The sequence below is a fragment of the Allobosea sp. BH3 genome, assembly GCF_025499465.1.
Taxonomy (GTDB): domain Bacteria; phylum Pseudomonadota; class Alphaproteobacteria; order Rhizobiales; family Beijerinckiaceae; genus Allobosea.
This window is the reverse complement of the sequence record NZ_JAIMCA010000002.1, coordinates 96,175-110,869: the sequence shown is the minus strand read 5'-3', so window position 1 is coordinate 110,869 and position 14,695 is coordinate 96,175. Positions and strand designations below refer to the sequence as shown.

13 protein-coding genes are annotated in these 14,695 nt (G+C 66.7%); 11 read left to right on the top strand and 2 right to left on the bottom strand.

The features are described from left to right. The first annotated feature begins 56 nt into the window (after positions 1 to 56). Positions 57 to 323, top strand: a complete 267-nt coding sequence (locus BoBH3_RS05535) for a BQ00720 family protein (RefSeq protein WP_262329781.1) — start codon at positions 57 to 59, stop codon at positions 321 to 323. 40 nt (positions 324 to 363) lie between these two features. On the opposite strand, the gene BoBH3_RS05530 is transcribed toward BoBH3_RS05535, so the two are convergent. Next, on the bottom strand, positions 364 to 1,140 hold the full coding sequence (locus BoBH3_RS05530; protein ID WP_262329780.1) for an alpha/beta hydrolase: 777 nt from the start codon (positions 1,138 to 1,140) through the stop codon (positions 364 to 366). A gap of 107 nt (positions 1,141 to 1,247) precedes the next feature. On the opposite strand from BoBH3_RS05530, the gene BoBH3_RS05525 reads away from it, so the two are divergent. The 5 genes from BoBH3_RS05525 (at position 1,248) to rplT (ending at position 6,738) form a co-directional block, all read left to right on the top strand. Next, complete coding sequence (locus tag BoBH3_RS05525) at positions 1,248 to 2,465, top strand: glycosyltransferase family 4 protein (protein ID WP_262329779.1); 1,218 nt, start codon at positions 1,248 to 1,250, stop codon at positions 2,463 to 2,465. A gap of 120 nt (positions 2,466 to 2,585) precedes the next feature. Next, positions 2,586 to 3,128, top strand: a complete 543-nt coding sequence (infC, locus tag BoBH3_RS05520; protein WP_112578591.1) for a translation initiation factor IF-3 — start codon at positions 2,586 to 2,588, stop codon at positions 3,126 to 3,128. Between the two features lie 253 nt (positions 3,129 to 3,381). Next, a complete protein-coding gene (locus BoBH3_RS05515) occupies positions 3,382 to 5,958 on the top strand; it encodes a chemotaxis protein CheW (RefSeq protein ID WP_262329778.1) in 2,577 nt (858 codons plus the stop codon). A 176-nt stretch (positions 5,959 to 6,134) separates the two neighbouring features. Next, positions 6,135 to 6,335, top strand: a complete 201-nt coding sequence (gene rpmI / locus BoBH3_RS05510) for a 50S ribosomal protein L35 (RefSeq protein WP_066718776.1) — start codon at positions 6,135 to 6,137, stop codon at positions 6,333 to 6,335. Between the two features lie 28 nt (positions 6,336 to 6,363). After that, positions 6,364 to 6,738: a 50S ribosomal protein L20 gene (gene rplT / locus BoBH3_RS05505; RefSeq protein WP_112578473.1), complete on the top strand. Its 375-nt coding sequence runs from the start codon at positions 6,364 to 6,366 to the stop codon at positions 6,736 to 6,738. Between the two features lie 85 nt (positions 6,739 to 6,823). Here the strand turns inward: rplT and BoBH3_RS05500 are convergent, their stop codons facing one another. Next, positions 6,824 to 7,585 carry an LOG family protein gene (locus BoBH3_RS05500; protein WP_262329777.1) on the bottom strand — a complete coding sequence of 254 codons (762 nt, stop codon included), beginning with the start codon at positions 7,583 to 7,585 and terminating at the stop codon, positions 6,824 to 6,826. Positions 7,586 to 7,762: 177 nt separating this feature from the next. Here BoBH3_RS05500 and pheS point away from each other — a divergent pair, with 177 nt between their 5' ends. From pheS to BoBH3_RS05475, 5 genes are all read left to right on the top strand, one after another. Beyond that, positions 7,763 to 8,845 carry a phenylalanine--tRNA ligase subunit alpha gene (gene pheS, locus BoBH3_RS05495; protein ID WP_262329776.1) on the top strand — a complete coding sequence of 361 codons (1,083 nt, stop codon included), beginning with the start codon at positions 7,763 to 7,765 and terminating at the stop codon, positions 8,843 to 8,845. A 28-nt stretch (positions 8,846 to 8,873) separates the two neighbouring features. Further along, positions 8,874 to 10,061, top strand: coding sequence for a glycosyltransferase (locus tag BoBH3_RS05490; RefSeq protein ID WP_262329775.1), 1,188 nt, complete (start codon positions 8,874 to 8,876; stop codon positions 10,059 to 10,061). Positions 10,062 to 10,103: 42 nt separating this feature from the next. Then, the gene (pheT, locus tag BoBH3_RS05485; RefSeq protein ID WP_262329774.1) at positions 10,104 to 12,527 is read left to right on the top strand and encodes a phenylalanine--tRNA ligase subunit beta; all 2,424 of its coding nucleotides are present in this window, start codon (positions 10,104 to 10,106) and stop codon (positions 12,525 to 12,527) included. 174 nt (positions 12,528 to 12,701) lie between these two features. Next, positions 12,702 to 13,613 carry an alpha/beta fold hydrolase gene (locus BoBH3_RS05480; protein ID WP_262329773.1) on the top strand — a complete coding sequence of 304 codons (912 nt, stop codon included), beginning with the start codon at positions 12,702 to 12,704 and terminating at the stop codon, positions 13,611 to 13,613. Beyond that, the gene (locus tag BoBH3_RS05475; protein WP_262329772.1) at positions 13,610 to 14,686 is read left to right on the top strand and encodes a tartrate dehydrogenase; all 1,077 of its coding nucleotides are present in this window, start codon (positions 13,610 to 13,612) and stop codon (positions 14,684 to 14,686) included. The genes BoBH3_RS05480 and BoBH3_RS05475 overlap by 4 nt, the downstream gene beginning before the upstream one ends. The last annotated feature ends 9 nt before the right edge of the window (positions 14,687 to 14,695 follow it).

Sequence of the window (14,695 nt, the reverse complement as noted above, 5' to 3'; positions counted from 1 at the left end):
CGACGATTGAAGCCTGGCATCCAGATCACACTCGCACTGCTCTGAAGGAGGGCGCGATGAAACAAGACAGAAGCCTTATTCAGACCAACCCGCTGACGCCTGCGGAATTCGCCGCGCTCGGCACGGGCGAGGTCGCCTACGTCAAGTCGATGACTTCGGACGAGCTGATGCGGATCTTCCCGCAGGCCCCGAAGATCGAGTCCGGCTTGCGCCTCTTCACGCTGCTTTCGGCCGATGGCGCGCCGATTCTCGTGACCGATACGCGCGAGGCCGCGACGGCCAACGCCTGGGAACACGACCTCAAGATGGTCAGCGTCCACTGACGCGGGCCGTCGCATCGGCCAGAGAGCCGGTGCGACGAGGTCAGGCGGCGCTCGCCATCCCGGCGACCGCCGATTGCAGCCGGGCGATGTCGTCCGGCGTGGACAGGCGATGATCGCCATCCTTCACCAGCGTCAGCACGACCGGGTCCCCGCTCAAGTGTTCCACCAGCTTGAGCGCCTGCCGCCAGGGCACGTCGGGATCGCGCATGCCCTGCAGGACGTGGACGGGGCAGCCTGCGCGGATCTCGCCGCCGAACATCAGATGCTTCCGGCCGTCCTCGATCAGGGCGCGGGTGATCGGCGTCGGCTCGGGTGAGTATTCCGAAGGCCGGAGCCAGACGCCGTCCTCGATGATCGCCCGGCGGATCGCATCCGGCATCTGCGCCCACATCAGCTCTTCGGAGAAGTCGACGGCCGGCGCGATCAGCACCAGCCCGGCTGGCTGCAACGGCGTTCCCAGCAAACGGCGCGCCGCCAGCAGCGCGAGCCAGCCGCCCATCGACGAGCCGACGAGGATCGGAGGCTGGCCGCATTGGCTCTGGATGGCGGCGAGCGCATCAGCGAGCCAATCCGACAGGGTGAAGGCCGCGAAATCGCCGTCGCTTTCGCCATGGCCCCCATAGTCGAAGCGGAGATAGGCCCGGCCGTGGGCCTCGGCCCATTCCGCCAGGGCTTCGGCCTTGGTCGCGCGCATGTCGGAGCGGAAGCCGCCGAGCCACACGACCGGGGCGCCGGAACCGGCCTGCTTCAGATAGGCGAGGCGACGAGGGGGCGACCCTTCGCCGACCTCGAGCCATTGCGGCAGCTGGCGCTCCAAGGCAAATCTCCTGTGGCGAATCGCTTCGCCGCGGCGATTAAGGGCTGCGGCGCTCATCCGATAGGGGCATATTCGCCCTCGTTTACGAATGTCCAGATCAAGAGAGCATGTCCTTCAAGCCGGGTGCCCATCTTTCGCTGCCGTCCACCGAAACGCATCCGCTTGCGGGGCGAACGATCCTGCAGATCATTCCGGAGCTGGAGGCAGGCGGGGCCGAGCGTACTGCGGTCGACATCGCCAAGGGGCTGACCGACGTCGGTGCCCGCGCGCTCGTCGCGACCGAAGGCGGGCGCCTGATTGCCGAGCTTCAGGCGAAGGGCGGGGTCTGGCTCCCGTTTCCGGCAGCTTCGAAGAACCCCATCGGGATGGTGCTCAATGTGCGCAAGCTCGTCCTGCTTTGCCGGCGGGAGGGGGTGGAACTGATCCATGCCCGCTCGCGCGCACCGGCCTGGGTCGCGTTCGGCGCGGCGCGGCAGCTCGGGCTGCCCTTCGTCACCACCTATCACGGCTCCTACAACAGCCGCTCCGCGGTGAAGACGCTCTACAATTCGGTGATGGCGCGCGGCGACATCGTCATCGCCAACTCCGCCTATACGGCCGGGCTGATCCTGTCGAAGCACCCGGTGGCGGGCGATCGCGTGAGGGTTGTGAACCGCGGCACCAATTTCTCGGCCTTTGCGCCCGGCGCGGTCGGCGCTGAGCGGGTCCAGGCCCTGCGCAAGGCCTGGGGCGTCGAGCCGCATCAGCGCATCGTGCTGCTGCCCGGCCGGCTGACCGGCTGGAAGGGCCAGCGCGTGCTGATCGAGGCGGCGCGGCTGATGCGGGACGGCGGCGACGCCGAGACCGCCTTCATCCTCGCCGGCGATGCGCAGGGGCGCGACGGCTACGTCAAGGAGCTCGACCAGCTCATTGCCAAGGCGGGGCTGGAAGGCCGTGTCCGCCGTGTCGGGCACTGCACCGACATGCCGGCGGCCATGCTCGCGGCGGCGGTGGTCGCCGTGCCCTCGACGGAACCGGAGGCATTCGGCCGCGTCGCGGTGGAGGCTCAGGCGATGGGCACGCCAGTCGTCGTCTCGGATCTCGGGGCCGTGCCGGAGACCGTGCTCGCGCCGCCGCAGGTCTCAGGCACGGAGCGCACCGGCTGGCACGTGCCGCCCGGAGACGCTGCCGCCCTGGCTGCGGGGCTGGGCGAGGCGCTGGCGCTGCGCCCTTCGGCGCGCGATGCCCTGGCGCGGCGGGCCCGCCTCCATGTCGAGCAGCATTTCTCGCTCGAGGCGATGGTCGCCGAGACGCTGGACGTCTACTGCGCCCTGCTGGAGCGCTGAGCCTCGCTCCAGGCTTGTCCGTATGCCTGCTGCAGCGGCGTCATGCATTGACAACGCGCATCTTTATGCAATGTGTCTCAATCAGCGGCGCGACACGCGCCAAATTCAGGAGAATGCCCCATTCGTCGCCCTTACCGTGCTGCCCCGGCCCCGACCAAGGAGGGCCCCCGTTCGAACCGCGACATCCGCGGAGTTCGCGAAGTTCAGCTCATCGACGACACCGGCGCCAACCGTGGCGTGGTTTCGTTCTTTGACGCGTTGAAGCTCGCCGAGGATGCCGGCCTCGACCTCGTCGAGATCGCCCCGAACTCCGTTCCCCCGGTCTGCAAGATTCTCGATTACGGCCGCTTCCGCTTCCTCGAGCAGAAGAAGGCCTCGGAGGCGCGCAAGAAGCAGCGCACCATCGAGATCAAGGAGATCAAGCTGCGTCCCGGCATCGACAAGCACGACTACGACGTGAAGATGAAGGCCATGCACGGCTTCTTCGAGGAAGGCGACAAGGTGAAGGTCACCCTGCGCTTCCGCGGCCGCGAGATGGCGCATCAGGATCTCGGCGTGAAGGTGCTCGAGCGCGTCAAGGTCGATACGGCCGAGGTGGCCAAGGTCGAGAGTGACTGGCAGCTCGAAGGCCGCCAGATGGTGATGGTGTTGGCGCCGCGCTGACGGCTCCTGCGCATCGATTTGAACAGGCAAAAGGCCGCTGCTCCGGTGTTCCGGGGCGCGGCCTTTTCCTTTGCCGCAACAGGGCGACTCACGGTGCGCCAAATTGCGCAAAATTTGAGCGAATGTGTATTGGTGACCCCGGTGCGAATCAGCGCCTTTGATGGTCTTCTTTCGCGCGGAAAACCTGCGTGCTTCCGATGCTGGGGCATGGGCGCGGCCGCGGGATAATCGAGAGCGTCCGGGTTTGCAGACGATGCACAAGGGGATCGAGATCGACCCTGCGCTGGCGGGTTTGATCCGTCATATGAGGGCGATCGACGATTACCGTCAGGTATTCGACCGCCTGCAGGCATCATGGGATACGTTGACGCTGCTGGGCCAGCTCTCCGGCGGTGCGACGGAGATGTCCGGCACGCGCTCCGCCTTCGAGAAGCTGACCGCCAGCCTCGTCGCCCATCTGGCTGCCGAGACGCGCGACAAGGCGATGACCGACCTGCGCACCAAGGCGCAGAACGCCATCGACGTACTGGTTCGCAACCTCTTCGAGCGCACCGCCGATATCGGCTTCCTCGCGGCCGATACGGACATCCGCGAGCTGCTGGAACAGGCAGAGAGCAGCGAAGAGGCCCGCGTCGCCATGCAGGCGCGCTTCCGCGACTACGTCGCGAAATACTCGGTCTATTCCGACATCATCCTGATCGACCGGCAGGGCGACATCCGCGCCCGCCTCGCGCCGCATGCGGCCACGACGGCCCGGCACGCTGTCGTCGATGAGGCGCTGGGCTCGACCGGCGCCTATGTCGAGCACTACGGCAAGATCGATTTCGTCTCCGAGCAGGATGCGCTCGTCTATGCCTGGCGCGTCGAGGATGCGGCTCGCCGCCCCCTCGGTGTGCTGGTGCTCGTCTTCCGCCTCGCCGACGAGATGGAAGGCATTTATCGCAAGCTCCTCCCGGAAAACGACTGGACGGTGCTCGGCTGCGTCACGCCGGAAGGCCATGTCGTGGCGGGCTCCTGCCCGATCCAGCTTCCGGCCGGGCTGAAGATCGCGCCTTCGGCCCTCACCGGCCGCAATCCCGTCCTGCGGTTGGGCGGGCGCCAATATCTCGCCATGGCCTGCCAGCCTTCCAGCTATCAGGGCTATATGGGGCCCGGCTGGATCGGGCTCGGCCTCGTGCCGCTGGAAGCCGCCTTCGAGCAGGGCGACGGCGAGCTCGGTGCCGGGATCGGCGAGGAACTGCTGGCCTCGGCGACCAACAATTCCCGGCTGTTCTCGGCCGAGCTGCGCACAGTCTCGCGGCAGGCGGCGACGATCCAGAGCGACCTCAACCGCTCGGTCTGGAACGGCTCGATCCGGCAGGCCGGATCGACCGAGGCCAATGCTGCCTTCTCCAAGATCCTGCTCTGGGAGATTTCCAACGCCGGCCGCAAGACGCAGGCCGTCTGCGACGCGTCGATCGGCGACCTCCAGCGCACGGTGGTCGCGGCGATCATGGAGAAATGCCGCTCCTGCGCCGCCTTCGCCATCGATGTGATGGACCGCAACCTCTATGAGCGCGCCAATGACTGCCGCTGGTGGGCGCTGAACGCGACCTTCGCCCGCGTGCTGGCGGCGCCCTCTGCCGAAGGCGCCAGGACCTGCGCCGACATCCTGGCGACGATCAATGCGCTTTACACCGTCTACAGCAACCTGATCCTGTTCGATGCGAACGGCCGGGTCGTCGCGGTGTCCCAGCCGAGCGAGGCGCATCTCGTCGGGCAGGTGCTCGAGGCCGAATGGGTCCAGCGCACGCTGACCCTGCGCTCCGGGCAGCATTACGGCGTCTCGTCCTTCGAGCCGAGCGACCTCTACGGCGACGCCTCGACGCTGATCTACACCGCTGCCGTCCAGGGGGAGGGCAGCGGACGTGCCGTCGGCGGCATCGCCATCGTCTTCGACTCGACGCCGCAATTCGCCGCGATCCTGAAGGACGCCCTGCCGACTGACGAGGCCGGCCAGGCGCTGCCCGGCGCCTTCGCGCTCTTCGTCGGCAAGGACGGGCGCGTGCTGTCCTCGAGCGACGAGCGTTTCCCCGTTGGCAGCCAGAGCCCCTTCGCGATCAATCCCGAGCTGTTGCAGCGCGATGGCGACGTCGCCTGGATCCGCAGCTTCGACGGAAAACACGGCGCGGTCGGCGCCGCCTTCTCCAAGGGCTATCGCGAATACAAGACCAGCGACGGCCACGAGTCGGATGTCACCGCCATCTGCGCCGTTCCGCTCGGGAATGTCATGGAGGGAACGGTCTCCAGGCCCGCGGCCTCTGCCGGCGGTACAGGCACGCTCTCCTCGCGGCGGGTGCCGGACGGCGTCTCCGCCTTCGAGGTCGCAACCTTCCATATCGGCGGTCATTGGCTCGGTGTGAAGGCGCGGGACGTGATCGAAGCGGTCGATGTCGAGGGGCTGAAGCCTTCGGCCCGCAAGGCCAGCGACGGACTGCTCGCCGGCTACAAGCTCCACCAGGGCCAGCCCGTGCCCGTGCTCAGGCTCGACAGGCTGCTCGGCGTACCTGATGCCCAGGCAGAGCAGGCGCAGATCGTCATCGTCCAGACCGGCGCGCGGCAGTTCGGCCTGATCGTCGATTCGCTCGGGCCGATCCCCGAGATCGCGGCCGCCGAGCTCCAGCCATTGCGGGACGTCACCCACAAGGCCGAGGTGCCCGCTCTCGGCGTAGTAGCGACCCGCGACGCCTCGGGCGCTCCCGGCGGCATGCTGGTGCTGCTCGACGTTGACAGGCTGGACGCCAGCGTGAGCGGCGAGTCAGGACACGAACTGGTCCGCGCCGCGGAGTGAGCACCTTGTGCGGCGGCTGCTGAGCACGCCGCACTTGCCACACCCATCCATTTCTGTCATACGCGCGGCCTTCGATCGCCCGGCTGATACGGGCTGCCGTGGCGATCGTGCTTTGCTTCCTGAAAGCAAGACATCAGGCGGTGCTCCGGCGCCGCCGCGACCTATGAGGAGCTGAAATGCCCAAGATCAAGACCAAGTCGGCCGCCAAAAAGCGGTTCAAGATCACCGGTACCGGCAAGGTGCTCTACGCCCAGGCGGGCAAGCGTCACGGGATGATCAAGCGGACGAACAAGCAGATCCGCAATCACCGCGGCACCACGACCCTCTTCGAGGGCGATGCGGCCAACGTGAAGAAGTACTTCCTCCCCAACGGCTGACGCCACCTGACATTCCGGAGATCATGACATGGCTCGCGTGAAACGGGGCGTAACGTCCCACGCCAAGCACAAGAAGACTTTCAAGGCCGCCAAGGGCTTCTATGGCCGCCGCAAGAATACGATCCGCGCCGCCAAGGCGGCCGTCGATCGTTCGATGCAGTACGCCTATCGCGACCGCAAGAACAAGAAGCGCTCGTTCCGCGCGCTCTGGATCCAGCGTCTCAACGCTGCGGTGCGCGAGCACGGCCTGACCTATTCGGTCTTCATCGGCGGCCTGATCAAGTCGGGCATCGAGCTCGACCGCAAGACCCTGTCGGCCATGGCCATCGACGATGCAGCCTCGTTCGCTGCCGTTGTCGAGACGGTCAAGGGCGTGCTGGGCGCCGAGGCCAAGGCCGCGTGACGACCACCGCCTGAGCGGACTGGCATTGCTGAATTGGAAAAGGCCGGCGGTGACGCCGGCCTTTTTCTTTGTTCGTTAGCGGCCTTTACGCCTGCAGGTTGCCATTGTCAGGCGGATGCCAACTCTCGCCCGCGCCCTCGACGATGCACTCATAGGCCTGCTCGGGCGTGTCGGCGTAATGGAACAGCTTCAGGTCCTCCGGGCGGATGAACTTGGCCTCCAGCATCGTGTCGAGATTGAGCAGCTTCTTCCAGAAGGCACTGTCGTAGAGCACGATCGGCACCGGCCCCATCTTTCCGGTCTGCTTCAGTGTCATGATCTCGAACAGCTCATCGAGGGTGCCGAAGCCGCCCGGGAACACCACCAGCGCCGCCGCCCGCATGGCGAGATGCATCTTTCGCATCGCGAAATAGTGGAAAAGGAAGGTCAGGTCCGGCGTCGACCAGGCATTCGGCTCCTGCTCGTGCGGCAGGGTGATGTTGAAGCCGATCGAGAGCGCGCCGGCCTCGATCGCCCCGCGATTGGCCGCTTCCATGATGCCGGGCCCACCGCCGGTGGCGATGACGTGGTGGCGCCCGGCCTCGCCATTGCGCAGCGCTCCGCCGCGTTCGGAGGCGATGCGGCCGAATTGCCGGGCGGCCTCGTACCAGGGCTCGCCCTCCCGCACCCGCGCCGAGCCGAAGACCACGATGGTCGAGACCACGCCGCGCGCCCTTAAGTGGTCCTCGGCCTTCTGGTATTCGAGCATGAAGCGCACGCCGCGCGTCGAATCGCCAAGAATGAAGTCGCGATCGAGCGCGGCGAGCCGGTAGGAGGACGCTTCCTTCTGGGGGGTATTGTCAGGCATCGTATGGTCCTCAAACGGCATCGGGCCGAAAATCGGCCTCCGGTTCTCGGGCAATTCCGATGCGCAGGCAAAGAGACGGTTCGTCGCGTCGGCGAACCTTCGCTTCGCTCTGGCATAAGCCGGCTGTTCCCGCTAGAACGCGCCCGTTCCCACGCCTTCAACGCCTGTGACCCGTTCATGACCGATATCGCCACTCTGGAACGCGACGTTCTCGCCGCGCTCGATGCCGCCGCCGACGAAGCCGCCGTCGAGGATTTGCGGATCGCCGCGCTCGGCAAGTCGGGCTCGATCTCCGGGCTGCTGAAGACGCTCGGTGCGATGACGCCGGATGAGCGCAAGGAGAAGGGCCCGCTCATCAACGGCCTGCGCGACCGCGTTCAGGGCGCCATCGCCGCTCGCAAGGAGGCGCTGGGCGAGGCCGCGCTGGAGGCCAGGCTCTCTTCCGAGCGTGTCGACATCTCGCTGCCCGTTCAGGACGGCCCCGAGTCGCGCGGGCGCATCCACCCGATCAGCCAGGTCATCGACGAGATCACCGCGATCTTCGGCGATATGGGCTTCGCCATCGCCGAGGGGCCGGATGTCGAGACGGACGACCTCAACTTCACCAAGCTGAATTTCCCCGTCGGCCACCCAGCCCGCGAGATGCACGACACCTTCTTCTTCGCGCCGGACGACAATGGCGAGCGCAAGCTGCTGCGCACCCACACCTCGCCGGTGCAGGTCCGCACCATGCTCGCCCAGGAGCCGCCGGTCCGAGTCATCTGCCCGGGTCGGACCTATCGCAACGACTCCGACCAGACCCACACCCCGATGTTCCATCAGGTCGAGGGGCTGGTCATCGACAAGGGCGCCCATCTCGGCCACCTGAAGTGGATTCTGGAAGAGTTCTGCAAGTCGTTCTTCGAGATCGACGACGTGAAGATGCGCTTCCGCCCGTCCTTCTTCCCCTTCACCGAGCCTTCGATGGAGGTCGACATCCAGTGCTCGCGCAAGGGCGGCGAGATCCGCTTCGGCGAAGGCGACGACTGGCTCGAGATTCTCGGCTGCGGCATGGTCCACCCGAACGTGCTGCGCAATTGCGGGGTCGACCCGGAAATCTATCAGGGCTTCGCCTGGGGCATGGGCATCGATCGCATCGCGATGCTGAAATACGGCATGCCGGATTTGCGCCCCTTCTTCGAGGCCGATGTCCGCTGGCTGTCGCATTATGGCTTCCGCCCGCTCGACCTGCCGACCCTGACGGGCGGCCTGTCCACATGAGCGAAGTCGGCCGGCAGGGGAGGGCGGGATGACGGCGGCGGGCTGGGCTGCGCTGTTCGCGGTGCTTTTGGTCGCGATGAACCTGTTCAGCCAGGCGGTCGCGTTCTGGCGGCTGCGCCGTCCGCTCGCGCGCTCGGCCCTGCTCGAAGAGATGCCGCCGGTCACCATCGTGCGCCCGGTGCGCGGCATCGAAGCCTTCAGCCGCGAGACGGCGATCTCCGGGCTGGAGCTCGACTATCCGCGCTACAGCACCATCTTCAGCGTAGCCGATGCCGACGACCCGATCATCCCGATGATCGAGGATCTGATCGGCATCTACGGTGCCGACAAGGTCAAACTGATCGTCGGCGATGTCGCCGTGAGCGCCAATCCCAAGCTCAACAACTGCGTCAAGGGCTGGGATGCGGCGCAGACCGAATGGGTCATCCTCGCCGACTCCAATGTCCTCATGCCGAAGGACTATATCCAGCGCATGCTGGCTGCCTGGCGCGCTGACAGCGGCCTGGTCTGCTCGATGCCGCAAGGCTCGCGGCCGCATTGCTTTGGCGCCGAGGTCGAATGCGCCTTCCTCAATGCCTTCCAGGCGCGCTGGCAGTATTTCGGCGAGGCGCTGGGGCTCGGCTTCGCGCAGGGCAAGTCGATGCTCTGGAACAAACCCTTCCTCGATGCACGCGGCGGCATCGCCGCGCTCGGCGCCGAGATCGCGGAGGACGCCGCTGCGACCAAGCTCGTGCGCGACGCCGGCAAGCATGTCCATCTGGTTGGTCAGCCCTTCGAGCAGCCGCTCGGCAAGCGCCGCGTCCGGGATGCTGTGCAGCGCCAGTTCCGCTGGGCGCGGCTGCGACGCGTGACTTTCCTGCCCTTCTTCGCGGTCGAGATCCTCTCCGCGCCGCTGCTTCCGGTGGTTCTGGCAGCCTTCGCCGATGCCGCCTTCGGCTGGCCGATCTGGCTCGGTCCGCTGCTTGTGCTGATCGTCTGGTATGCCGGCGACATCGCGCTCTCGGCCGGCGTCGGCTGGTTCGTGAACTGGCGCACGCCATTCGCCATGCTGGTGCGGGATATCGCCTTCCCCGCTGTCTGGGCCTATGCCTTCGTCGGCGGCGAGGTCAGCTGGCGCGGCAACGCCATGAAGATCCGCAGCGACGGCGCGAACGAACTGAACGATGCGGCTCCTGCCCTCTCCGTGGCCAGCAGGTCCACCGAGAAGACGTTGTGACGCATTCCAATCGATACAGCCCGATACCGAACTGACGAGACGATGAAGTTCACGATTTCCTGGCTCAAAGAGCACCTCGACACCGATGCCTCCGTCGCCGAGATCACTGACGCCCTGACCCGCGTCGGCCTCGAGGTCGAGGCGATCGAGGATCGCGCCGCCGCGCTCTCCGCCTTCACCATCGCCTATGTCATCGAGGCGAAGCAGCACCCCAATGCCGACCGGCTCCGCGTCTGCACGGTCGATACCGGCGCGGGCGAGCCCGTGCAGGTCGTCTGCGGCGCGCCGAACGCCCGCACCGGCATGAAGGGGGTGTTCTCCCCGCCCGGCAGCTACATCCCCGGCAAGAAGATCACCCTCGGCAAGGGCGTGATCCGCGGCATCGAATCCAACGGCATGCTGGTCTCAGAAGCCGAACTCGAGCTCTCCGAGGATCATGACGGCATCATCGAGCTGCCGGCCGATGCGCCGGTCGGCCAGCCCTATGCCACCTATGCCGGCCTCGACGATGCCGTGATCGAGATCGCCGTGACGCCGAACCGCGCCGATGCGCTGGGTGTCGCCGGCATCGCCCGCGACCTCGCCGCCGCCGGCCTCGGCAAGCTCAAGAGCGCGCCGATCCAGCCCGTGCCCGGCCGCTTCCCGTCCCCGGTCAAGGTGACGCTCGACTTCGTGGAAGAAGGCCGCAAGCTCTGCCCGGCCTTCGCGCTCCGGCTCGTGCGCGGCGTCAAGAACGGCCCATCGCCGGATTGGCTGCAGGCGCGGCTGCGCGCCGTCGGCCTGCGTCCGATCAATGCGCTGGTCGACATCACCAATTTCATGACGCTCGACCGCAACCGTCCGCTGCACGTTTTCGACGCAGCCAAGGTGAAGGGCGATCTCACCGTGCGCCGCGCCAGGGCCGGCGAGACGATCCTGGCGCTCGACGGCAAGACCTATACGCTCACCGACGAGCAGGTCGTCATCTCCGATGCGCACAACGTCGAGTCGCTCGCCGGCATCATGGGCGGAGAGGCCTCCGGCTGCGACGACAACACCACCGACGTGCTGATCGAGAGTGCTCTGTGGGACCCGCTGAACATCGCCCGCACGGGGCGTTCGCTCGGCATCAATTCGGATGCGCGGTATCGCTTCGAGCGCGGCGTCGATCCCGAATTCACGCAAGCCGGCCTCGAATTGGCCACCACGCTGGTGCTCGAGCTCTGCGGCGGCGAGGCTTCCGAGATCGCCTTCGCCGGCGAATTGCCGGAGAGCCCGGCTGCGATCGATTTCCCCTGGTCCGAGGTCAAGCGGCTGACGGGGCTGGAACTGCCGCAACCGGAGATGAAGCTCGCACTCACCGCGCTGGGCTTCCACGTCTCGGGCACAGGCGAGCGGGTCAAGGTCGCGCCGCCCTCATGGCGTGGCGATGTCGGCGGCAAGGCCGATCTCGTCGAGGAGATCGTCCGCATCGCCGGTCTTGACCGCGTTGTCTCGACGCCGCTGCCGCGCATCAAGGACGAGGTCGTCAAGCCGGTTCTGACCGTGCTCCAGAAGCGCACCCGCATCGCCAAGCGCACTCTGGCCGCCCGAGGGCTGGTCGAGGCCGTGACTTGGTCCTTCATCTCGCATGATCAGGCGAAGCTCTTCGGCGGCGGCTCGCCCAAGCTCGCGCTCGCCAACCCCATCGCGGCCGATCTTTCCGACATGCGCCCCTCGCTGCTGCCGGGGCTGATCCGCTCGGCGCAGATGAATGCCGATCGCGGCTTCCCCGATGTGGCGCTCTTCGAGGTGGGCCAGGTCTTCAAGAGCGACGAGCCGGAAGGCCAGCTCATCGCGGCCACGGGCCTGCGCCGCGGCACGGCGCGCCTTGACGGCACCGGCCGCCACTGGGATGGCGGCGGCAAGGCCGTCGATGTCTTCGACGCCAAGGCCGATGCGCTCGCGCTGCTGGCTGGCCTCGGCGTCCCGACCGGCGGCCTGCAGATCTCGGCCGGCGGCCCGGCCTGGGCCCATCCCGGCCGTTCGGCCACGCTCCAGTTCGGCCCCAAGGGCGTGATCGGCGCCTTCGGCGAGGTTCACCCCAAGATCCTCAAGGCGCTCGACGTGAAAGGCCCGCTCGTCGCCTTCGAGATCCATATCGACACGCTGCCGCTGCCGAAGTCCAAGCCGACCAAGGTCAAGCCGAAGCTCGTCCTGTCCGACTTCCAGCCGCTGACGCGCGACTTCGCCTTCATCGTCGACAAGGCGGTAGCTGCTGGCGACATGGCCAAGACCGCGCAGGGTGCAGACCGCGCGCTGATCGCCAATGTCGGCGTTTTCGACCTCTATGAGGGCGCGGGCGTCGAGGCCGGCAAGAAGTCGGTCGCGCTCGCAGTGACGCTGCAGCCCACCGAGAAGACGCTGACCGAGGCCGAGATCGAGGCGGTGGGCGCCAAGATCGTCGCCGAGATGGGCAAGCGCTACGGCGCGGCGCTGCGCGGATAAGGCGCGAGCAACCCCCTCTCCCGTTGCGGGAGAGGGAAGGCCGGGGCGCCTGCCCGAGAATGACGTCTGGTGGCTGGCCGGCCGACCATTGATCAGGATTATGTAATAATCTGCAGCAGCAATCCCTGCGCTTTCAGGCTATCGGCAGGCTCATTCTTGCATCGCTGCGATCTGATGAATTTCATCGAACGTCCCGTCACGGACAATCTTTTCCCGGGTTTTCGCCTGCTCGACGTCGAGACTTCGGGCGCGTGCATCCGTGTCCGGACGGGCGGGGAGGGGCCGCCGCTCCTGCTGCTGCACGGCTATCCGCAGACCCATGCGCTCTGGCACAAGGTCGCGGCGCGGCTGAAGGGCGACTTCACCCTCGTCTGCGCCGATCTGCGCGGCTATGGCGACAGCGAGAAGCCCCCGACCGATCCCGAGCATTTCCCCTATTCCAAGCGCGCCATGGCGCTGGATATGGCGCAGGTGATGACCGCGCTCGGCCATGAACGCTTCTTCGTCGGCGCCCATGACCGCGGAGCGCGGGTGTCGCACCGCCTCGCGCTCGACCATGCCGAGCGCGTCATCAGCCTCGCCACGCTCGACATTGCCCCGACGCGGGAGATGTACGCCAACACCACCGACGCCTTCGCCCGCGCCTATTGGCACTGGTTCTTCCTGATCCAGCCCGTGCCCTTCCCGGAGCGCATGATCGGAGCCGATCCGGAAGCCTATTGGCGCAAGAAATGCGGCTCCGGCTCGGCCGGGTTGACGCCGTTCGAGCCGGAAGCTCTGGCGCACTACCTGCGCTGCTTCGCCGACCCGGCGACGATCCACGGCTCCTGCGAGGATTACCGCGCCGCCGCGACCATCGATATCCGCCATGATGACGAGGATGGCGGGCGCAAGCTGACGCAGCCCCTGCTTGCGCTTTGGGGCGCGAACGGCATCATCGGCAAATGCTTCGACCCGCTGGCGCTCTGGCGGCTGCGTGCGCAGGATGTGCGCGGCCAGGCGCTGCCGGGCGGGCATTATCTGGCGGAGGAGGTCCCGGACCTCGTCGCCGCCGAGTTCAAGGCTTTCTTCGGAGAATCCGCATGACCGGGACCAATCGCGTCTATCGCATCGCCGTCATCGCCGGCGATGGCATCGGCAAGGAAGTCATGCCCGAGGGCCTGCGTGTGCTGGAGGCGGCGTCCAAGAAGTACGGCTTCGAACTGCGGCTCGACGAGTTCGATTTCTCCTCCTGCGACTACTACGCCAAGCACGGCAAGATGCTGCCCGACGACTGGAAGGAGAAGATCGGCGGCCATGACGCGATCTATTTCGGCGCCGTCGGCATGCCTCAGCAGGTGCCGGACCACATTTCGCTCTGGGGCTCGCTGCTGCTCTTCCGTCGCGAGTTCGATCAATACGTCAATCTGCGCCCCGTGCGCCTGATGCCGGGCGTGCCCGGCCCGCTCGCCAACCGCAAGCCCGGCGATATCGACTTCTTCGTCGTGCGCGAGAACACCGAGGGCGAATATTCCTCGGTCGGCGGCCGCATGTATGCCGGCACCGAGCGCGAGATCGTCATCCAGGAGACGGTGATGAGCCGCGTCGGCGTCGACCGGGTTCTGAAATACGCCTTCGAGCTGGCGAGCCGCCGTCCGCGCAAGAAGGTCACCTCCGCCACCAAGTCGAACGGCATCTCGATCACGATGCCCTACTGGGACGAGCGGGTGAAGGAGATGGCGAAGAACTATCCGGGCGTCGCCGTCGAGCAGTACCACATCGACATCCTGACCGCGCATTTCGTGCTGAACCCGGACCGTTTCGATGTCGTCGTCGCCTCGAACCTCTTCGGCGACATCCTTTCCGATCTCGGCCCTGCCTGCACCGGCACCATCGGCATCGCGCCCTCTGGCAACATCAATCCGACGGGGGACCATCCCTCGCTGTTCGAGCCGGTCCATGGCTCGGCCCCGGACATCTTCGGGAAGGGCATCGCCAACCCGGTCGGCATGATCTGGTCCGGCGCGATGATGCTGGATCATCTCGGCGAGCATGAAGCGGCCAAGGGGATCGAGGCTGCGATCGAGCGCGCACTCGGCGATGCCCGCACCCGGACCCGCGACCTTGGTGGCGAGTTGGGCACGGAAGCGGCCGGCAAGGCCATCGAGCAGGCACTCTGAGGATCTGAG

Bases quoted from the DNA above. Each gene is read 5' to 3' on its own strand.
- rpmI (WP_066718776.1), top strand. From the start codon at position 6,135: ATGCCCAAGATCAAGACCAAGTCGGCCGCCAAAAAGCGGTTCAAGATC.
- rplT (WP_112578473.1), top strand. From the start codon at position 6,364: ATGGCTCGCGTGAAACGGGGCGTAACGTCCCACGCCAAGCACAAGAAG.
- BoBH3_RS05480 (WP_262329773.1), top strand. From the start codon at position 12,702: ATGAATTTCATCGAACGTCCCGTCACGGACAATCTTTTCCCGGGTTTT.
- BoBH3_RS05490 (WP_262329775.1), top strand. From the start codon at position 8,874: ATGACGGCGGCGGGCTGGGCTGCGCTGTTCGCGGTGCTTTTGGTCGCG.
- pheT (WP_262329774.1), top strand. From the start codon at position 10,104: ATGAAGTTCACGATTTCCTGGCTCAAAGAGCACCTCGACACCGATGCC.
- BoBH3_RS05500 (WP_262329777.1), bottom strand. From the start codon at position 7,585: ATGCCTGACAATACCCCCCAGAAGGAAGCGTCCTCCTACCGGCTCGCC.
- BoBH3_RS05515 (WP_262329778.1), top strand. From the start codon at position 3,382: ATGCACAAGGGGATCGAGATCGACCCTGCGCTGGCGGGTTTGATCCGT.
- BoBH3_RS05525 (WP_262329779.1), top strand. From the start codon at position 1,248: ATGTCCTTCAAGCCGGGTGCCCATCTTTCGCTGCCGTCCACCGAAACG.
- BoBH3_RS05475 (WP_262329772.1), top strand. From the start codon at position 13,610: ATGACCGGGACCAATCGCGTCTATCGCATCGCCGTCATCGCCGGCGAT.
- pheS (WP_262329776.1), top strand. From the start codon at position 7,763: ATGACCGATATCGCCACTCTGGAACGCGACGTTCTCGCCGCGCTCGAT.
- BoBH3_RS05535 (WP_262329781.1), top strand. From the start codon at position 57: ATGAAACAAGACAGAAGCCTTATTCAGACCAACCCGCTGACGCCTGCG.